Genomic DNA, 15,547 nt, shown 5'->3' with positions numbered 1-15,547 from the left:
TCATTCGCATCGAATCCCGACCTCTTTGGACTGGATAACAATGCTACATTTCAAATCATATCGTTAGTGACTATATGACGGATTTAACAATATCGTATTTTTTTAGCAGACCCTGCATACTTCTACTATTAATAATAACGGGGTTAACAGTTTCCAAATAATTAACCAGCTTTTCTGTTTTTAATAAAATCTCGTCAATAAGCTCTTGTTTCTTAATCTCTTCTTTCCACAAACACTGGGATATTTGATTTATTTGTTCAGTCACCAAGTAGCGATTGCTAGTATATTCCCGATCGACCAAGAGTAAAGCAACATGAAGAACGTCATCATCAATATCTAAAAATTCGAACCATAAAAAAACTTCATCCATTGAATTTAAAGCAACGTATGGATGATCCTGTTTCATTATCACAACTTCGCATAATAGACCTAGCCATGCTATGATTGGAGCTTCGAAAAAATCACGTATAGGGTCGGGTGCATCTGGATCACAAGATCCAAATCGCTGTTCGTTTACCTGAATCAGTAACTGTCCATAAAGAATTCCCCCATATTCCCCTTCAAACTCGTCTAAGCTTAATTGGCTAAGTTCTTCTTCTTTTATGTTAAAATCATATTCAATGACGAACATAATCTCTGCACCCCATTTAGTTAAGGGAAGTGTGATCTATTACTCCCCTTAACCGATTCATGAACTTTAAAATCCAAAATCAAGTAAGGTATATACATGGTCACCAAAACTTGTCTGTGGTAACCCATCTCGCATACCAAGAGTCACTTTTTCACCCAAATATTCTATCGTAACCGTATCATTTTTCACACCGTTTTTCAAAGCGACCTCATATGCTTTCTGAACCGCATCTTCAATCATCTCGCTTGTCCAATCCTTGTTAAAGAAAGTCTGCTTAGCTATTATCTTCTCGACAGTCTCCCTCGAATTTTTGTTTAGTAAGTAAGGAATCTGATTCTTAAACTTTGTGAAATCATGTTTCTTTGTTGCATGATCAATTACAGATTTACTTAACTTACCAGCTGAGTTGACAATAGTATCAACTTTTTTTGTTATTTTTGCCCCTCTTGTTCCCATGTTCATTCCAACGATTATACCTTCTACAGCAGTGCCCACAAATTCAGTAGCAAGGGCAATGATGATAGCATCTCCATTATATAAGACAGTATAGATGCTACCAAATTGATCTCTTCCTAAAGACCAATCTGTAAACGCATAGTGCAGGAGACGATCTGAAATAGTACCATCTTCCGGTAAGTATGGCTTGTGATTCCTGTATACATCAATAGCCACTTGCGTACTCCACTTGTTAATCATAGCTTCGTAGGCTACCATCTTGTAAATTCAATTACAAAACATTAGAACTTTTTATCAGGTCTTCTGAACTGGCTTTTACCAACCTCCACTGTTTCAGGCCGACGATCTTTCAGCCAATGTCCTCCCGCTATTTTGCCGACGGATGCCATCAGCACCGACAAGTGTGAGCTGCCATCAATCCCCAAATAGTCATTCATATCCTGATCCATCCAGTGTCCGATTGTGCTTACCCCTAGCCCCAAGCCATTGCCTACGAGATGAAGATTTTGCGCCACATGCCCGACATCCCACCAGATGTAACGATAGGCACGCTCACGATACTTGTCTTTTGTACGATCAACCACGGCCGTCCAGACAAAATTGACAGCAGCGCGTCTCGTCATCTCCTGTTCTTCTGTCAGCAGATAAGCGACTTCTGCCGTGTCCTCCTGCTTCAAGCCCTCCAGGCACCAGTTCTCTACATCTAGATGGTACAAGCCCTTTTCCAAGCCCTCCACGTTGTTGATCAAAAGGTATGTTTCGATTGGATACAGAGCTCCTGCAGATGGAGTCGTCCGCAGTTGGTAATCTCCCATGTCAGCCGTAATGCCTTGGGTCCCCCAGAGCAGCAGATTCAGCTCGTTTTTGGTCATCGGAACATCTAAAAAATTTCGCTTGGATCTTCTATTCGCCAAAACCTCCCACATATTCGTCGGCGCCGGAAAATCAGGCTGCCCTAAGGGAACACGCACAAAAGCCTCATCGTAACGCATATACGTTGGGGGTCTTTTGGAAAAATCGTAGCGTGAAGCCCAGCCTTTTTTGAGTTCTCCTACGCGATAGGAGGTTGCCTGGATAAATTCGTTTGCGATTCGTTGCCATTCGGGATGCAATTTCTACTCCTCCTCAGGATGCTTGTTAAAGGAATGGTGACCACGCCATTTACTATACGGAACACCCTTCCATTAGTAAAACAATCGTTTATAATAGCATTCATAAGATTTATCTAATGGAAAAGGAGGGCTACCCTTGACCCTGTCACAACTACAGGTGTTCATCGCTGCTGCTAATGCTGGCAGTTTTACACGGGCTGCCGAAGAAATCGGCTTTACACAATCTGCTGTCTCGCAAATGATCCACGCATTAGAAAAAGAGCTGGGCGTATCCTTGTTTCATCGGAGTCGAAGCGGAATTACCCCGACCAGCATCGGCGAAAGGATGCTCCAGCACGCCAGGGACATATTGACGATCACCTCCTGTATGACTCAGGAAGCGAATGCGGCACGCGGACTGGCTTCGGGTACTTTGCGCATCGCATCTATTCCAAGCGTTGCCTCTAGGTTTTTGCCCGGACTTTTAGGGAGCTTTCGCAAACGATTTCCCGCTGTTGAAATTCTTCTGCTCGAAGGTGAAAATGACGAGATCAATACATGGATGAAAAGCTCTGTCGTCGACATCGGCTTCACGGTTCATGCAGACGAGCAGCTGCAGACCCTCCCGCTGCTGCAAGACGAGATGATGGTCATCCTCCCTGACACGCATTCGTTAAAAGATAGCGCTACGCTCAGTTACACGCAAATCGCCGACCGCTGCTTTATCATGCCAAAGGATGGCTGCATCAAAAATATGCTGGAGAAGCACCACATAACCCCCTCGATTACGTTTGAGGTCCGGGATGTGACAACGATTTTGACCATGGTGCAAGAGTACATCGGTGTCACAATCATGCCCGAGCTCTACATCCCGGAGGTCATTCCCAATGTCCGTGCCATTCCGCTTGAGCCTCCCATCACTCGTGAGGTTGTTCTCACCGTAAGAGACTGGCAGGCGATCTCTCCGATCACAGCCCAATTTGCCGTGCACAGCCAGCAGTATGTGAAGGGGCTTACGCTCTCCTCCAACGCCAAATAGGGACAAAACTTTTACGTTTTTGTCCCTGCTCATTCCTCGCCATTTCTCTTTCTTATCTATTCCTGCACCAGGCTGCGAATAATCTGACCAAGCAGATCGATTCCTTTTTCCAAATCCGCAAGCGAAGCATACCCATACGAAATTCGTAAATATCCCTCTGGCTCTTGGCCGTAAATATTCCCGGGATTTAAGAGAATTCCGTGACGCAATGCTTTGGTAAACAGCTCCATCATCGATATTTTCCCTTTGATTTTCAACCAGAGCAGAAAGCCGCCCTGTGGCACCTCCCAGTTCGCCAAATCTCTCATGTGCTTTTCCAGAGCCCGGATGACGGCTGCTTTTCGTACGGTTAGCTGCTCTCTGACCTCCTTCATATGTTCTTCGTACAAGCCGCTGGCCAGCCATTCTGTTGCCACTCGCGAAGAGAGCGAGCTCGCTCCATAATCCGTCTGCATTTTCAGATCGGACAACCGTTCAATCACAGGCTCTGGTCCTACCACCCATCCAATGCGAAGGCCAGGTGTCAACGATTTGGACAGACTGCCGAGATACAAAACATGTCCGTGCTTGTCTCTTGCTTTTAACGGAAGCGGAGGCGGCTTCTCGGTCCACAGCTCACGATAAATATCATCCTCAATCACAGGGAGCCGCTCTGCCTCGCAGACACGCAACAGCTCGTCACGCCTCTTGTCCGACATCAGTATACCTGTCGGATTATGAAAACAGGGGATGGTGTATAAAATAGCGCTATTTTCCTGTCTTCTTTGCCCGGCGATTTCGTCTGGGACCAGCCCTTGGCGATCCATTGGCAATCCAGCGAGCTTCATTCCCGCTGATTGGAAAACATGCAGCGAATACAAATAAGACGGCTGTTCCAAGAGTACAGCAGAGCCCCGATGCAATAGTCCCACTGAAATTAATTGGAGAGCCTGCAACGCCCCGGAAACGATTAAGATCGAGGACGGAGATGCCTCTATCCCCATTCGTCTCAAATAGTTGCTCAGTGCCTGACGCAAAGGGTAATACCCCCTTGGTTCCTCGTAACCGAATCTCCCCAAATGCTGCGTGACTCTTTCCATGACAAGCTTCATCTTTTCGAGTGGAAAAATATCCGGGGACAGCTCTCCCTTACTCAGTTGAATCAAGCTGGTATCAAATTCATCCTGATTGATTTTGCGAACCGCAGTCAGGCTCGGTTTATGCAGCCCCGATTTGACATACTCGTTCCAATCCGGCGGTGGTGTGGTCGCGAGGAGAGTCCATGTATTAGTAATGACCACCGTCCCCATCCCCATTTTGCCCTCGATCAATCCATCTGCCGTCAATTCTTCCAATGCGGTAATGACCGTACTGCGGTTGACACCAAAACGGCTCGCTAAAACACGTTGGCTCGGGATTTTGCTGCCAATCGGCCATTCCCCCGTAGAAATCTTGCCTTTGATGTAGTCGATGATTTGCTGATACTTCGGAAGCTGACTTGCTTGGCTTTGTCTGTCTTTCGCCATTTCTTCGATCCCCTTCGTATGATCATCTCGGCTCAAGTGGTTGGTTTTTTTGTCATCCAAGTGGTTGCAGATATTTTATCACTTCTTGATTACCATAGAAAAGGAATGACAAGGTGGTTGGTTTTACTTTACTAAACAAGGAGGAACGAAGGCCATGTCCATACAAACAAAAGGTCGCGTTTTCGCAGCACACGGAATTAGTATCTTTCTTTGGGCATCCGCTTTCGCAGGAATACGGGTTGGACTTGAGGCTTACTCGCCGGAGCATTTGTCTCTATTGCGATTTCTCGTAGGCTCTCTTTTCTTAGCGATTTTGGCCCCGTTTTTCCGGGTACGTTTGCCTGAGCGTAAAGACGTCCCTGCTTTCCTGGCGCTGGGCGCATTGGGTTTTACCGTTTATCATACGGCGCTCAATTACGGGGAGCAAACAATCAGTGCAGGGGTGGCGAGCCTGCTTGTCTCGACAACACCCATCTTTGCCGCTTTACTCGCGCTTCTGTTCTTTCGAGAGCGATTTGGCATAAAGGGGTGGATCGGCGCATTCGTGGGATTCCTCGGCGTCGCATTAAGTTCTCTGGGAACAGGAGAACCTATACACCTAAGTGGCGGAATATTCCTGATACTATTGGCATCCTTTTCTGAGAGTATCTACTTTGCCTTTCAAAAGCCCTATGTGGAAAAGTACGGTTCCTTTGCCTTTACCGCCTACACGATCTGGGCAGGGACATTGTTTATACTGATCTTTTTGCCAGGGCTGGATACTGCCATTTTGCAGGCGCCTCCCGAGGTCACGCTGAGTGTACTGTATCTGGGCATTTTCCCGAGTGTCGTTGCTTACCTGGCTCTGGCGTACGTGACTTCCGTAGTAGGTACTTCCGAAGCGACCAGCTCCCTTTACCTCACACCTGCCCTTGCTTTTTTAATCGCTTGGGTCTGGTTAGGGGAGGTCCCTTCCCTGCTCACCATTTTCGGGGGAGTCGTGACGCTCGGCGGTGTATTACTCTCTACTGTCAAGGCAAAAGACGCCGAGCCTCTACTAGAAAAAAGAGGCACAGCTCACGTGAATAATAGGTGAGCTGTGCCGTTTCTTTTTATTGCTGGATAAAATGACCCCGCGGGCGGGAAAACGCGATCTTGTCATAGGATAGGGCTGCCAAAATCGCCCCGATGATCGGTCCCACTAGATAGATCGGAAACTGACTCCAGTAGATTTTGCCCCCCATCAGCGAGCCGATGACGTACGGTCCAAAGGTCCGGGCTGGATTGAAGGAAGAGCCAGTCTGACCTGCTGTCATCATGATGATCCCGGCAACCGTCAAACCGATGATGAGACCCGCAAAACCTTCCGGTGCCCGTTGATCGACTGCTACCCCCATAATCACGAGCATGAGTACATAGGCTTCGATGGCCTCAATGACGATCCCACGGATATAACTCGTATCTGCCGACAGAACCGTCGCACCCAGATTGCCTATAACGGCACCATCACCTCCCAGCACAGTTACGATCCCAAGCGCGCCGACGACTCCACCCGCGCATTGAGCCACGATATAGGCCGGAACCTCGCTCCAGGAAAACCGCCCGACTGATGCCAGCGCAACCGTAACTGCGGGATTGATATGGCACCCGGAGATTTTGCCAAACGTGTAGATCATCGCCGCCACAACCAGCCCGAAAGCGAGACTGACGACACCGATGTCCGCGAGGGTTGCCGCTTGATTGCTTTTCGAGGTGAGAATCCCTAAAAAAGCGGCTGTCCCCGGTCCGATCAATACTAACAAAGCCGTTCCAATCAGCTCAGCAGCGCTCCGCTTCCACAGGGAAGGGGGATGCTCCATCGTCCCCACCTTCCTCTCTTAGCGGCGTACCAGACCGTGTGGATCAATGACAAACTTCTTGGCTGCCCCACCGTCGAACTCGCTATAGCCTTTTGGTGCGTCGTCAATGGAAATGAGTGTTGCATTTACAGCTTTGGCGATTTGCGCCCGTCCGCTCAAAATGGACATCATCAGAGAGTGGTTGTATTTCATCACAGGTGTTTGCCCAGTTACAAACGTGTGTGCCTTTGCCCAGCCGAGTCCGAAGCGGATTTTCAGCGTTCCCTCTTGGGCATCCGCATCAATTCCACCTGGATCTCCGGTAACGTACAGACCTGGAATCCCCAGTCCGCCGCCTACTCGTGTGACGGTCATGATCGAATTCAGCACTGTTGCTGGCGCTTCTGAATGATTCGGTCCATGGCCATGCGCTTCAAAACCTACGCAGTCAACCGCGCAATCTACCTCTGGCTCACCCAGGATTTGCTCAATCAGCTCTCCCAGATTAGCGTGCTTGCTCAAATCCACCGTCTCGCATCCAAAGCTCCTCGCCTGCGCCAGTCTCTCTGGATTGAGATCGCCGACAATGACAACAGAGGCACCGAGCAGTTGCGCCGAGTGGGCAGCAGCCAAGCCGACCGGACCTGCGCCAGCGACGTAGACGGTTGAGCCCGGCTTCACGCCAGCACTGACTGCACCGTGGAAGCCTGTCGGAAAAATATCAGAGAGCATGGTCAAATCGAGGATTTTTTCCATCGCTTTTTCTTTGTCCGGGAACTTCAACAATTGGAAATCCGCATACGGCACCATTACGTATTCCGACTGACCGCCTACCCAACCGCCCATATCGACGTATCCGTAGGCTGATCCTGGCCGATCCGGATTGACGTTTAGACACACATGCGTTTTTTGCTCCCGGCAGCTTCGGCAACGCCCGCACGCAATATTAAAGGGAACAGAGACGAGATCACCTTTTTTGATAAATTCTACATCTCTGCCGACCTCGATTACTTCTCCTGTAATTTCGTGACCTAAGACCAATCCCTCAGGAGCGGTTGTCCGTCCGCGCACCATATGCTGATCGCTGCCGCATATATTGGTAGTGACAACCTTCAAAATCACTCCATGATCACACTTGCGTCCGACGTTCAGTGGGTTTACTCCGGGGCCATCGCGCAAAACCAGATCCGGATAGCCGATGTCCTCGACACCCACTCTCCCTGTTCCTTTGTACACGACTGCTTTGTTTCCTGCCATTCGTACCCCTCCTCAGATCTTTTCGCTCGGTTGGAAGCGATTGCACTGACTAGTTATAGCAGATTTTGTACCAACGACTAAAAAAGCTGTCAGATCAACGCTGTGCCATTTCCTTTTCAGCAGACTGTCACAAAACGGGACAATCGGGTGTGGATTTTCGTGACAACTGCTCAACTCTTGAAATTTTCGTACTTTTTTCATGCTATACTAACTGTGAGTTGAGACATACCATTTCCTGTCAGGAGGTGTAATTGTGTCTTCAGTCGTGTATTCCCATGAATATGAAATGATTCGGGAATCATGGCAGCGCTGCTATGCCCAAGGCTTTCATCCTACCGATGCTGTACGTGGTCAGTTGCTGTCTGAGAGGCAGGTGCTCTCGTTACAAAAAGACTCCCGTCCCCTGCTGGAGCATGCCATCCCGGTTTTTGAATCCATTTTTCCTCTGTACAAGCAAGCCGAGTACATCGCTGTTCTCACCGATCGCAGCGGTACGATCATTCACGCCGTTTCCACCCCGGAATTTCAGGGGCTCGCTGACACGATCTTCATGCGCCCAGGAGCCAATTGGCTGGAAACGACGATGGGCACCAATGCCATGGGTGTGACGCTGCTTGAAAAAAAGCCGATTCTAGTCTACGGCGAAGACCATTTTTACCGTACCAACCACTTTCTCGCGTGCGCGGCCAGTCCCCTAATAGGCTCCAATGGTGAATTGATTGGATCCGTAAACATCAGTTGCCGAATCGAACAATATACGCCATCCATTCTGCCTTTGGTAACGATGCTGGCAGACGCCTTGCAAAACCGACTTTTGCTCAGTGATGCCAGACAAGAACATGTCCTGGCGCTACGTCACCTGGAAAAACTAGAGAATGAACATCCTACTCCTCTGCTTGCCCTGGACAACGAGCAGCGAATTGTCCGTGTCAATCGTGCGGCTGAACGCATTATTGGCCGAGATTGTCTGGGCAAGGAGTTTCGCATAAAAGAAGGCTACGTGATGGAAACCATCTCTGATCATTCCCAGAAGCAGTGGCGCTCTGTCGCCATACGCCCGCGACCGACGTCGAAACAGAAGCATTATGTTTTTGACGATATTTTTGGTACCTGCCCGAGCATCACGAGCATGAAGAATCTTGCTGTTCGTGCCGCTTCCCTCGAAATGCCTCTGTTGCTCAGCGGAGAGAGCGGCACGGGCAAAGAATTGTTTGCCCAAGCTATTCACTTTGCCAGCGCACGTTCTCACCAGCCTTTTATTGCAGTCAATTGCAGTGCGATTCCAGAGGATTTGGTGGAAAGCGAACTATTCGGCTACGAACGTGGTGCATTTACCGGAGCGAAAGCCGAGGGGAGCATCGGCAAGTTCGAGGCTGCTCACAATGGTACGTTATTTCTTGATGAGATTGGCGATATGTCGCTGCGAGCCCAAGCCGCCCTGCTGCGAGCCGTGCAGGAAAAAGTGATCACACCTGTTGGCAGTGTCAAAAGCAAACAGGTGAATGTACGCATCATCGCCGCAACGCACAAGCATCTTCCCGATGAAATTCGCGCCAAACGCTTTCGAGAGGACTTGTACTACCGTCTGAGAGGCATCCAGTTGACGCTGCCGCCCCTGCGCAAGCGTAGCGACATCGGCGCACTCGCTACCCATCTGCTGCAAAGGATAGATGGCAGCACATCACTTTCCCTGGATGCAATTTCACGTTTGCACCACCATTCCTGGCCGGGCAATGTGCGTGAATTAAACAGCGTCCTCATGCAGGCCTCCTTTTTGGCAAACGGCGAAATCATTGAGCCGGTACACCTGCAATGGGAGCAAGATTATGCCGAGGACAGCACCCTTTCCATACGCCAATCACAAAGGCAATCTCTCGAGGAAACGGAGAAGGAAACGATTTTGCGGACGTTGGATTCAACTCGTTGGAATATTAGCCGGGCAGCTCAGTTGCTTCAGGTTAGTAGAAATACCCTGTATCGCAAGCTGTCGGAGTACGGCTTTCGTCGGCAGTAATATAAATAAACGAAAAACGCGGCTCCCGGTTTGTTGGGAAGTGCCGCGTTTTTTCATGAGGGATTGGTGACTCCCAGCTCCGACGCAAGTACGAGAAACATCGCATGAGACCAGAGCAGCGGTACTGCCGGTTCACCCGCCCTCTCTACCCAGGATGTATACTCACTCGGCGAAAGCAAATGCTCCTGCACTTGCTCAGGCAAGCCTGTTTCCTTTAGCTTGGATACAATCCATTCCGCTATCTGATGGGCCTTTTTCCATCTCCCTGTCCGGGCGTAATACCAGCCCAGCCACGCCGATAGCAGCAGCCATTGTCCGCCACCGTAATACGTATCATCCGCATAGCGATGGACACCATGGCCTACCAACAGCTCCTGCTCAATAGACTGTACGGTCCTCTCCATTAACGGATCGTCTACCTGCACCAGCCCGAATGGCAGCGTCAGCCACAAAAGACTGGCATCCACGACTGCATGACCTACTGACTTGATAAATTGCCCGTGTGCCGTACCGTGCTCAAGAACGAAATGGCGAATCGTCTCACTTAGACGTGTCAGCTCGCCCGCTCTATGGGGCAGGTGACGCTCCATGGCTTTGACTCCTGCATAAATAGCCGCGAGCGTCACCGGATGAACCCGATCCCCCCATTCTTCCCAGCAGTCAAAGTTGGGCAACCGCCAACAAGCCGTCAAATATTCGAGCGTCAGTTCTATCGACGGCGCAAGCCTTTGGATCAAGTCATCCTCGCCACTGCGCTGCACATGCTCAGCCAGTCCCCACAGCCACGTCCCGTAGCCATCTAGCTGAAAGCTGCCCCAATTGCCAGCAACCTCCTCCCCTGCCACTGTGTATCGTGTATGCAAAAAACGGTCGCTTCCCGTTTTTCCTCCAACGTCTCCTGCGTTCACTGCGGCTATCGCAGCTCGCGCCTTATGCTCATGCCTTCTCAGCACACGATCACACCACTGGTAAAAACGGCTTGCGCTTTCGTGCTGACCGACACAATTCATGGCGTAAGCAGTAAAGGAGCCATCACGCAGCCACGAATACCGGTAGTGGGTAAAGGCAGGTGATGCGAGATACGCACCAGTCGCAGCCTGATGTCGTAAAATCAACTGAATACTTTCCGTGATCAGGGTATTGGTCGTCACATTATCCCCCCTCATGTGAGACAAGCCTTCTTCATGGACAGCCTATTCCCGCTCACCCTCGCAACCATGCTTTTATAGCATATGCGCAAGGCCACTAGGTGTAACCATTATGTCCTTTTATCAAGACAAAGACCCACTGGAAACCGTATTCCAGTGGGTCTATGCACGCTCTTTTTTCACGAAACTGTGTCCGTATTCTCCGACAGATTCAAGTAATGCTGCAGCTCTTCATAAAAAGTAGGGTTGCAGGCCATGACACTGCTTTTTTGGTCATATGGTAGCGCTTCTCCCATCATGTTGGTCACGCGTCCTCCCGCTTCTTCCACGATGATTCGTCCAGCTCCGAAATCCCACGCATTGAGGGACAGACTGACGTAGCCATCCAACCGTCCTGCCGCTACATAGGACATTTCCAGCGCCGCACTGCCGAGCAAGCGCATACCGCGTACTTTTCCAGCCAACTTTTTCACAATCAAGTCGATGCCCATTTGCTCGGCCCGCTTGTTCCAAAAGACGCTCGTACAAAGGATCGCTTCCTCCAGAGTGACGGCCCTGTCCAGATGAAGAGGTCGGTCATTGAGAAAAGCCCCTTCTCCCTTCACTGCATAAAAAAGCTCATCTCTGGACGGATCGTATACGGCTCCGACCAGTCCCTCTCCCTTATGATAAACAGCAATGGAAACGGCAAAGTTGATCTGCTGATGCACAAAATTGGTAGTGCCATCAATCGGATCGATGACCCAAAGCGTATCGTACTTCGTGTAGTCCTTGGCAAACGTGCTTTCTTCCCCAAGAATCCCATGATCTGGGAATCGTTTTAGAATCATGTCGATCACATGTTTCTCCACTTCTTTATCGACGGCCGTGACAAGGTCGGAGGCAGATGTTTTATACTCGACGGTAAAAGGCTCCTTCATTCGCTTCATACTCAGCTCACCCGCTGAGCGGGCGCACTCAAGAGTCAGCTCTTTTAACGCCGCCAGTGTTGATGCTTGCACTCGTATCGCCACCTAAAACATGACTTTTTTTTAGTGTACCATACTTTACCTACGGTTACACCACAGTTGACACTCTAATGGCACTGACAGGTTGCACTGGAAAATAATATAACGGCCTGTATGGGTTACCTTACTCATTCGGACCCATTCACAGAATTGCCTAAATAAAGCTTGCAATTCCCTTACATTCAACCGCTTGCTTCTGTATAGTTAAAAAACAAAGATAATCTGCGGAGGTATCTATATGGCTGAATATGTCGTCCGTCCAGATCGTTCCACCTTGCATGGATCTTTTTCTAAAGAGCTGTCACCCATTTTGTCTATCCAGTCAGGAGATACCGTCCGTTACGAGACTCTGGACGCCGGCTGGAACGCAGGTCCCTTTCAGATAGATGGAGAAAAGGTGAAGTTTTGTGAGCGAGAACATCCCCGCGACAGTGGTCATGCACTCGTTGGCCCAGTCTATATCCACGGGGCCAAACCGGGCAAAACATTAGCCATACGGATCAATGACATTCGGACGGGCAGCTGGGGCTGGAGCTCCGGAGGTGGGTTCCCCAGCGTCATTAACAAAAGATTAGGTCTTCATGAAGGAGACGAATTTGTTATGACCTGGGATTTGGACAACACCACGCTTACAGGCGTCAGTCATCTTGGTCACAAAATAAAGCTGCGACCCTTTATGGGAATCCTGGGAATGCCTCCTGATGAAGATGGCTTTCAAACGACCTTTCACCCTCGCTATTGTGGAGGAAATATCGACTGCAAAGAGCTTGTCCCCGGAAGCACGCTATTTTTACCAATCGCTGTGGAAGGCGGACTTTTTTCAGTTGGCGATGGCCATGCTGTCCAAGGCGACGGTGAAGTATCAAGCCCCGCTCTCGAATGTCCAATGGAGCTTGTCGACCTGACTTTTACGATAGTGGACCGACCGCTTTCCTATCCACGGGCGGAAACAACCACATCCATCATTACCTTTGGTTTCCACCAGGATGTCCATGAAGCAGCCATGCTTGCTCTCGACGGTATGCTGGACTGGATGCAGGAATTACATGGATATGCCCGAAAAGAAGCCTTGAATCTTGCAAGCCTTTTAGTTGATTTGCGTATGACACAGCTTGTCAATGGCGTAAGCGGTGTACATGCAGTCATGGCCAAGGATGCGCTCCTTTCGTAGAACCAGCAAAACAGGAGTATCCCTTTGTCATACACTGACCTTTGGGACACTCCTGTTTTTTCTAGCTGCTAGCAACAGCGCGTCACGCCGCCTTTTTCATACCGCTCACTTAGCGCGTACATGTAATACTCTCGCTCCGTCATCGGAAAAATGCCCGGTGCTGCATGCGTCGCTAACCAGTGTTGGACATAACGATCGTAGTCCGGCATTCCAAAGATCGTCTTGATGGCAGAGCTTACGCGGCGCCATGATTTTCGCATCGCTCTTAACTTGCGCCTCATGCCACGTGATGCCCTTTGCCGTCGAAGAAGTCTCCTTTGGACTTGATGTAAGGAGCTTCGTACAACGGGTACTTCTTGCCCCTGAGAATATTGATCCACAAGCGCGCGCCATCGAGGATAATTCCGATCGTGATGACCATGAAAATCGCACACACGGCAGCGTCGATCTGGTCATTCAGGATCATTTTTTGCGCGGCTTCCATCGTTTTTACCCCTTTTGGCAAGGTTCCGGCATCAAGCGCCTTCTGGAACACCTCTGCGTGTGCAAGGAAGCCGATTTTAGGATCCACATGGAACAGCTTTTGCCAGCCCGCCACGAGCGTAGCCGTCGTCAGCCAAGCCATAGGTACGAGCGTGACCCACGAATAACGCGCCTTGCCCATTTTGAAAATAAGTGTCGTCCCGACGGTAAATGCAATCGCTGCAAGCATCTGGTTGGCGATCCCAAAGAGCGGCCAGAGTGTATAGATGCCTCCCAAAGGATCCATGACGCCTTGTAGCAGGAAGTATCCCCATCCAATCGTGATAATGCCAGAACCGATCAGATTTCCCGGCAGCCAGTTCACTTCTTTCATTTTCGGGAATACGTTGCCCAGCATGTCTTGAACCATGAAACGACCGACACGTGTTCCCGCGTCAATAGTCGTCAGGATAAACACCGCTTCAAACAGGATGGCGAAGTGATACCAGAACGCCATCAATGCCTTGCCACCTAAAATGCCGGAGAAAATCGTTGCCATACCAATGGCGAGTGAGGGTGCACCACCCGTTCGCGACAGTATGGTCTTTTCCTGAATATCATTGGCGAGGGTTGTCAATTGGTCAGGCATGACCGTGAATCCCCAGCTGGAAATCGTTGCAGCTGCTGCAGCCGCATCCGCTCCGATTACAGCCCCGGGAGAGTTGATCGCAAAGTAGACGCCAGGTGTAAGGACACAGGCAGCAATCATCGCCATGATCGCCACTCCGGATTCCATCAGCATCCCGCCGTAACCGATCAGCGGAGCATGGGATTCCTTGGCGATCATTTTCGGCGTCGTTCCCGAGGATACCAGTGCGTGGAAACCAGATACAGCTCCACATGCAATGGTAATAAACAGGAACGGGAACAGGTTCCCCGCAAATACTGGCCCTGTGCCGTCAATGAACTTGGTCAAAGCTGGCATATGCAGTGGTGGCAGTGTGAGTACGATACCGACCGCTAAAATAGCAATCGTTCCTACTTTTAAAAAGGAGCTGAGGTAGTCTCGTGGTGCCAGCAAGAGCCAAACTGGCAATACAGAAGCGACAAAACCGTAAACGATAATCATCCAGGCAAGCTGTACCTTGGTAAACGTAAAGGCAGGACCCCATGTTGGCGATGCGGCTACAGCCTGCCCCAGCCAGAGGGAAAAGAACAGCAGGGCAAGGCCGATCAACGAGCCCTCCATGACGTGTCCAGGCCGGATATACCGCATGTACAATCCCATCAGGATCGCAATCGGCAGCGTCATAAAGATCGTAAAGGTAGCCCACGGCGACTCTGCGAGAGCGTTTACAACAACCATCGCCAAAACGGCAATCAGGATAATCATAATCGCAATAATTCCGACGAGGGCGAGGGCCCCGCCAAAAGGACCGATTTCTTCTTTCGCAATCTGTCCGAGTGATTTCCCATTTCGACGCATCGAACCGAATAGGATAACAAAGTCCTGAACGGCACCACCGATTACTACCCCGACGATAATCCAGAGCGTCCCCGGCAGATAACCCATTTGGGCAGCCAGCGTAGGTCCTACGAGCGGACCCGCACCTGCGATCGCGGCGAAGTGATGTCCGAACAGAATCCATTTGTTTGTAGGAACGAAGTCTTTCCCATCGTTGTTCACTTCAGCAGGTGTGGCCCGTTTGTCATCGAGACCCATCAATTTTTTTGCTATGAATCGACTGTAAAAACGATAAGCTACGGCATAAGTGCAAATGGCGGCTGTCAGTAGCCAAAACGAGTTGACTGACTCCCCACGGGTAAGCGCAATGATTCCAAATCCAATAGCGCCCAATGCGGCAATTCCACCCCAAATCAGGATGGAGAGAAGCCATTTTTTCATCTGTGTCTCCTCCTTATCTATTTCTGTAAAATTCAGGTAATTA

General features: G+C 49.9%; 14 protein-coding genes. 4 read left to right on the top strand and 10 right to left on the bottom strand.

Features of this window, described 5'->3' with window-relative positions; genetic code table 11:
- Nucleotides 1-70: 70 nt before the first annotated feature.
- The 3 genes from ACIFQN_RS31165 to ACIFQN_RS31155 form a co-directional block, all read right to left on the bottom strand.
- Nucleotides 71-631, bottom strand: a complete 561-nt coding sequence (locus ACIFQN_RS31165) for a hypothetical protein (RefSeq protein WP_429836938.1) — start codon at nt 629-631, stop codon at nt 71-73.
- Between the two features lie 66 nt (nt 632-697).
- The gene (locus ACIFQN_RS31160; protein ID WP_429836937.1) at nt 698-1,303 is read right to left on the bottom strand and encodes a hypothetical protein; all 606 of its coding nucleotides are present in this window, start codon (nt 1,301-1,303) and stop codon (nt 698-700) included.
- Nucleotides 1,304-1,368: 65 nt separating this feature from the next.
- A complete protein-coding gene (locus ACIFQN_RS31155) occupies nt 1,369-2,199 on the bottom strand; it encodes a SagB/ThcOx family dehydrogenase (protein ID WP_429836936.1) in 831 nt (276 codons plus the stop codon).
- Between the two features lie 136 nt (nt 2,200-2,335).
- On the opposite strand from ACIFQN_RS31155, the gene ACIFQN_RS31150 reads away from it, so the two are divergent.
- On the top strand, nt 2,336-3,217 hold the full coding sequence (locus ACIFQN_RS31150) for a LysR family transcriptional regulator (RefSeq protein ID WP_429836935.1): 882 nt from the start codon (nt 2,336-2,338) through the stop codon (nt 3,215-3,217).
- Nucleotides 3,218-3,273: 56 nt separating this feature from the next.
- On the opposite strand, the gene ACIFQN_RS31145 is transcribed toward ACIFQN_RS31150, so the two are convergent.
- Nucleotides 3,274-4,722, bottom strand: coding sequence for a PLP-dependent aminotransferase family protein (locus ACIFQN_RS31145; protein ID WP_429836934.1), 1,449 nt, complete (start codon nt 4,720-4,722; stop codon nt 3,274-3,276).
- Between the two features lie 154 nt (nt 4,723-4,876).
- Here ACIFQN_RS31145 and ACIFQN_RS31140 point away from each other — a divergent pair, with 154 nt between their 5' ends.
- Nucleotides 4,877-5,797, top strand: a complete 921-nt coding sequence (locus ACIFQN_RS31140; protein ID WP_429836933.1) for a DMT family transporter — start codon at nt 4,877-4,879, stop codon at nt 5,795-5,797.
- A gap of 16 nt (nt 5,798-5,813) precedes the next feature.
- On the opposite strand, the gene ACIFQN_RS31135 is transcribed toward ACIFQN_RS31140, so the two are convergent.
- Both ACIFQN_RS31135 and fdhA read right to left on the bottom strand, forming a co-directional pair.
- On the bottom strand, nt 5,814-6,560 hold the full coding sequence (locus ACIFQN_RS31135; protein ID WP_429836932.1) for an MIP/aquaporin family protein: 747 nt from the start codon (nt 6,558-6,560) through the stop codon (nt 5,814-5,816).
- 18 nt (nt 6,561-6,578) lie between these two features.
- Nucleotides 6,579-7,796 (bottom strand): formaldehyde dehydrogenase, glutathione-independent, encoded by a 1,218-nt coding sequence (gene fdhA, locus ACIFQN_RS31130; protein WP_429836931.1) that lies wholly within the window; start codon nt 7,794-7,796, stop codon nt 6,579-6,581.
- A gap of 253 nt (nt 7,797-8,049) precedes the next feature.
- Here fdhA and ACIFQN_RS31125 point away from each other — a divergent pair, with 253 nt between their 5' ends.
- Nucleotides 8,050-9,810, top strand: a complete 1,761-nt coding sequence (locus ACIFQN_RS31125; protein WP_429836930.1) for a sigma-54-dependent Fis family transcriptional regulator — start codon at nt 8,050-8,052, stop codon at nt 9,808-9,810.
- Nucleotides 9,811-9,863: 53 nt separating this feature from the next.
- Here ACIFQN_RS31125 and ACIFQN_RS31120 read toward each other — a convergent pair whose 3' ends face one another.
- Together ACIFQN_RS31120 and ACIFQN_RS31115 are read right to left on the bottom strand one after the other, a co-directional pair.
- Nucleotides 9,864-10,961 (bottom strand): glycoside hydrolase family 15 protein, encoded by a 1,098-nt coding sequence (locus ACIFQN_RS31120; protein ID WP_429836929.1) that lies wholly within the window; start codon nt 10,959-10,961, stop codon nt 9,864-9,866.
- 176 nt (nt 10,962-11,137) lie between these two features.
- A complete protein-coding gene (locus ACIFQN_RS31115; RefSeq protein WP_429836928.1) occupies nt 11,138-11,959 on the bottom strand; it encodes an inositol monophosphatase family protein in 822 nt (273 codons plus the stop codon).
- 244 nt (nt 11,960-12,203) lie between these two features.
- Here ACIFQN_RS31115 and ACIFQN_RS31110 point away from each other — a divergent pair, with 244 nt between their 5' ends.
- On the top strand, nt 12,204-13,136 hold the full coding sequence (locus tag ACIFQN_RS31110) for an acetamidase/formamidase family protein (RefSeq protein WP_429836927.1): 933 nt from the start codon (nt 12,204-12,206) through the stop codon (nt 13,134-13,136).
- Between the two features lie 68 nt (nt 13,137-13,204).
- On the opposite strand, the gene ACIFQN_RS31105 is transcribed toward ACIFQN_RS31110, so the two are convergent.
- Together ACIFQN_RS31105 and ACIFQN_RS31100 are read right to left on the bottom strand one after the other, a co-directional pair.
- Nucleotides 13,205-13,417, bottom strand: a complete 213-nt coding sequence (locus tag ACIFQN_RS31105) for a CstA-like transporter-associated (seleno)protein (RefSeq protein ID WP_429836926.1) — start codon at nt 13,415-13,417, stop codon at nt 13,205-13,207.
- Nucleotides 13,414-15,504, bottom strand: a complete 2,091-nt coding sequence (locus ACIFQN_RS31100; protein WP_429836925.1) for a carbon starvation CstA family protein — start codon at nt 15,502-15,504, stop codon at nt 13,414-13,416. The genes ACIFQN_RS31105 and ACIFQN_RS31100 overlap by 4 nt, the downstream gene beginning before the upstream one ends.
- Between the last annotated feature and the right edge of the window lie 43 nt (nt 15,505-15,547).

The organism is Brevibacillus sp. NRS-1366, from assembly GCF_050467985.1.
This window is presented reverse-complemented; position numbering and strand designations above follow the sequence as displayed.

What these genes read in the sequence shown, in the direction of transcription:
- ACIFQN_RS31165 (WP_429836938.1), bottom strand. Translation starts at nt 631, where the DNA reads ATGTTCGTCATTGAATATGATTTTAACATAAAAGAAGAAGAACTTAGC.
- ACIFQN_RS31145 (WP_429836934.1), bottom strand. Translation starts at nt 4,722, where the DNA reads ATGGCGAAAGACAGACAAAGCCAAGCAAGTCAGCTTCCGAAGTATCAG.
- ACIFQN_RS31140 (WP_429836933.1), top strand. Translation starts at nt 4,877, where the DNA reads ATGTCCATACAAACAAAAGGTCGCGTTTTCGCAGCACACGGAATTAGT.
- ACIFQN_RS31135 (WP_429836932.1), bottom strand. Translation starts at nt 6,560, where the DNA reads ATGGAGCATCCCCCTTCCCTGTGGAAGCGGAGCGCTGCTGAGCTGATT.
- fdhA (WP_429836931.1), bottom strand. Translation starts at nt 7,796, where the DNA reads ATGGCAGGAAACAAAGCAGTCGTGTACAAAGGAACAGGGAGAGTGGGT.
- ACIFQN_RS31110 (WP_429836927.1), top strand. Translation starts at nt 12,204, where the DNA reads ATGGCTGAATATGTCGTCCGTCCAGATCGTTCCACCTTGCATGGATCT.
- ACIFQN_RS31105 (WP_429836926.1), bottom strand. Translation starts at nt 13,417, where the DNA reads ATGAGGCGCAAGTTAAGAGCGATGCGAAAATCATGGCGCCGCGTAAGC.
- ACIFQN_RS31100 (WP_429836925.1), bottom strand. Translation starts at nt 15,504, where the DNA reads ATGAAAAAATGGCTTCTCTCCATCCTGATTTGGGGTGGAATTGCCGCA.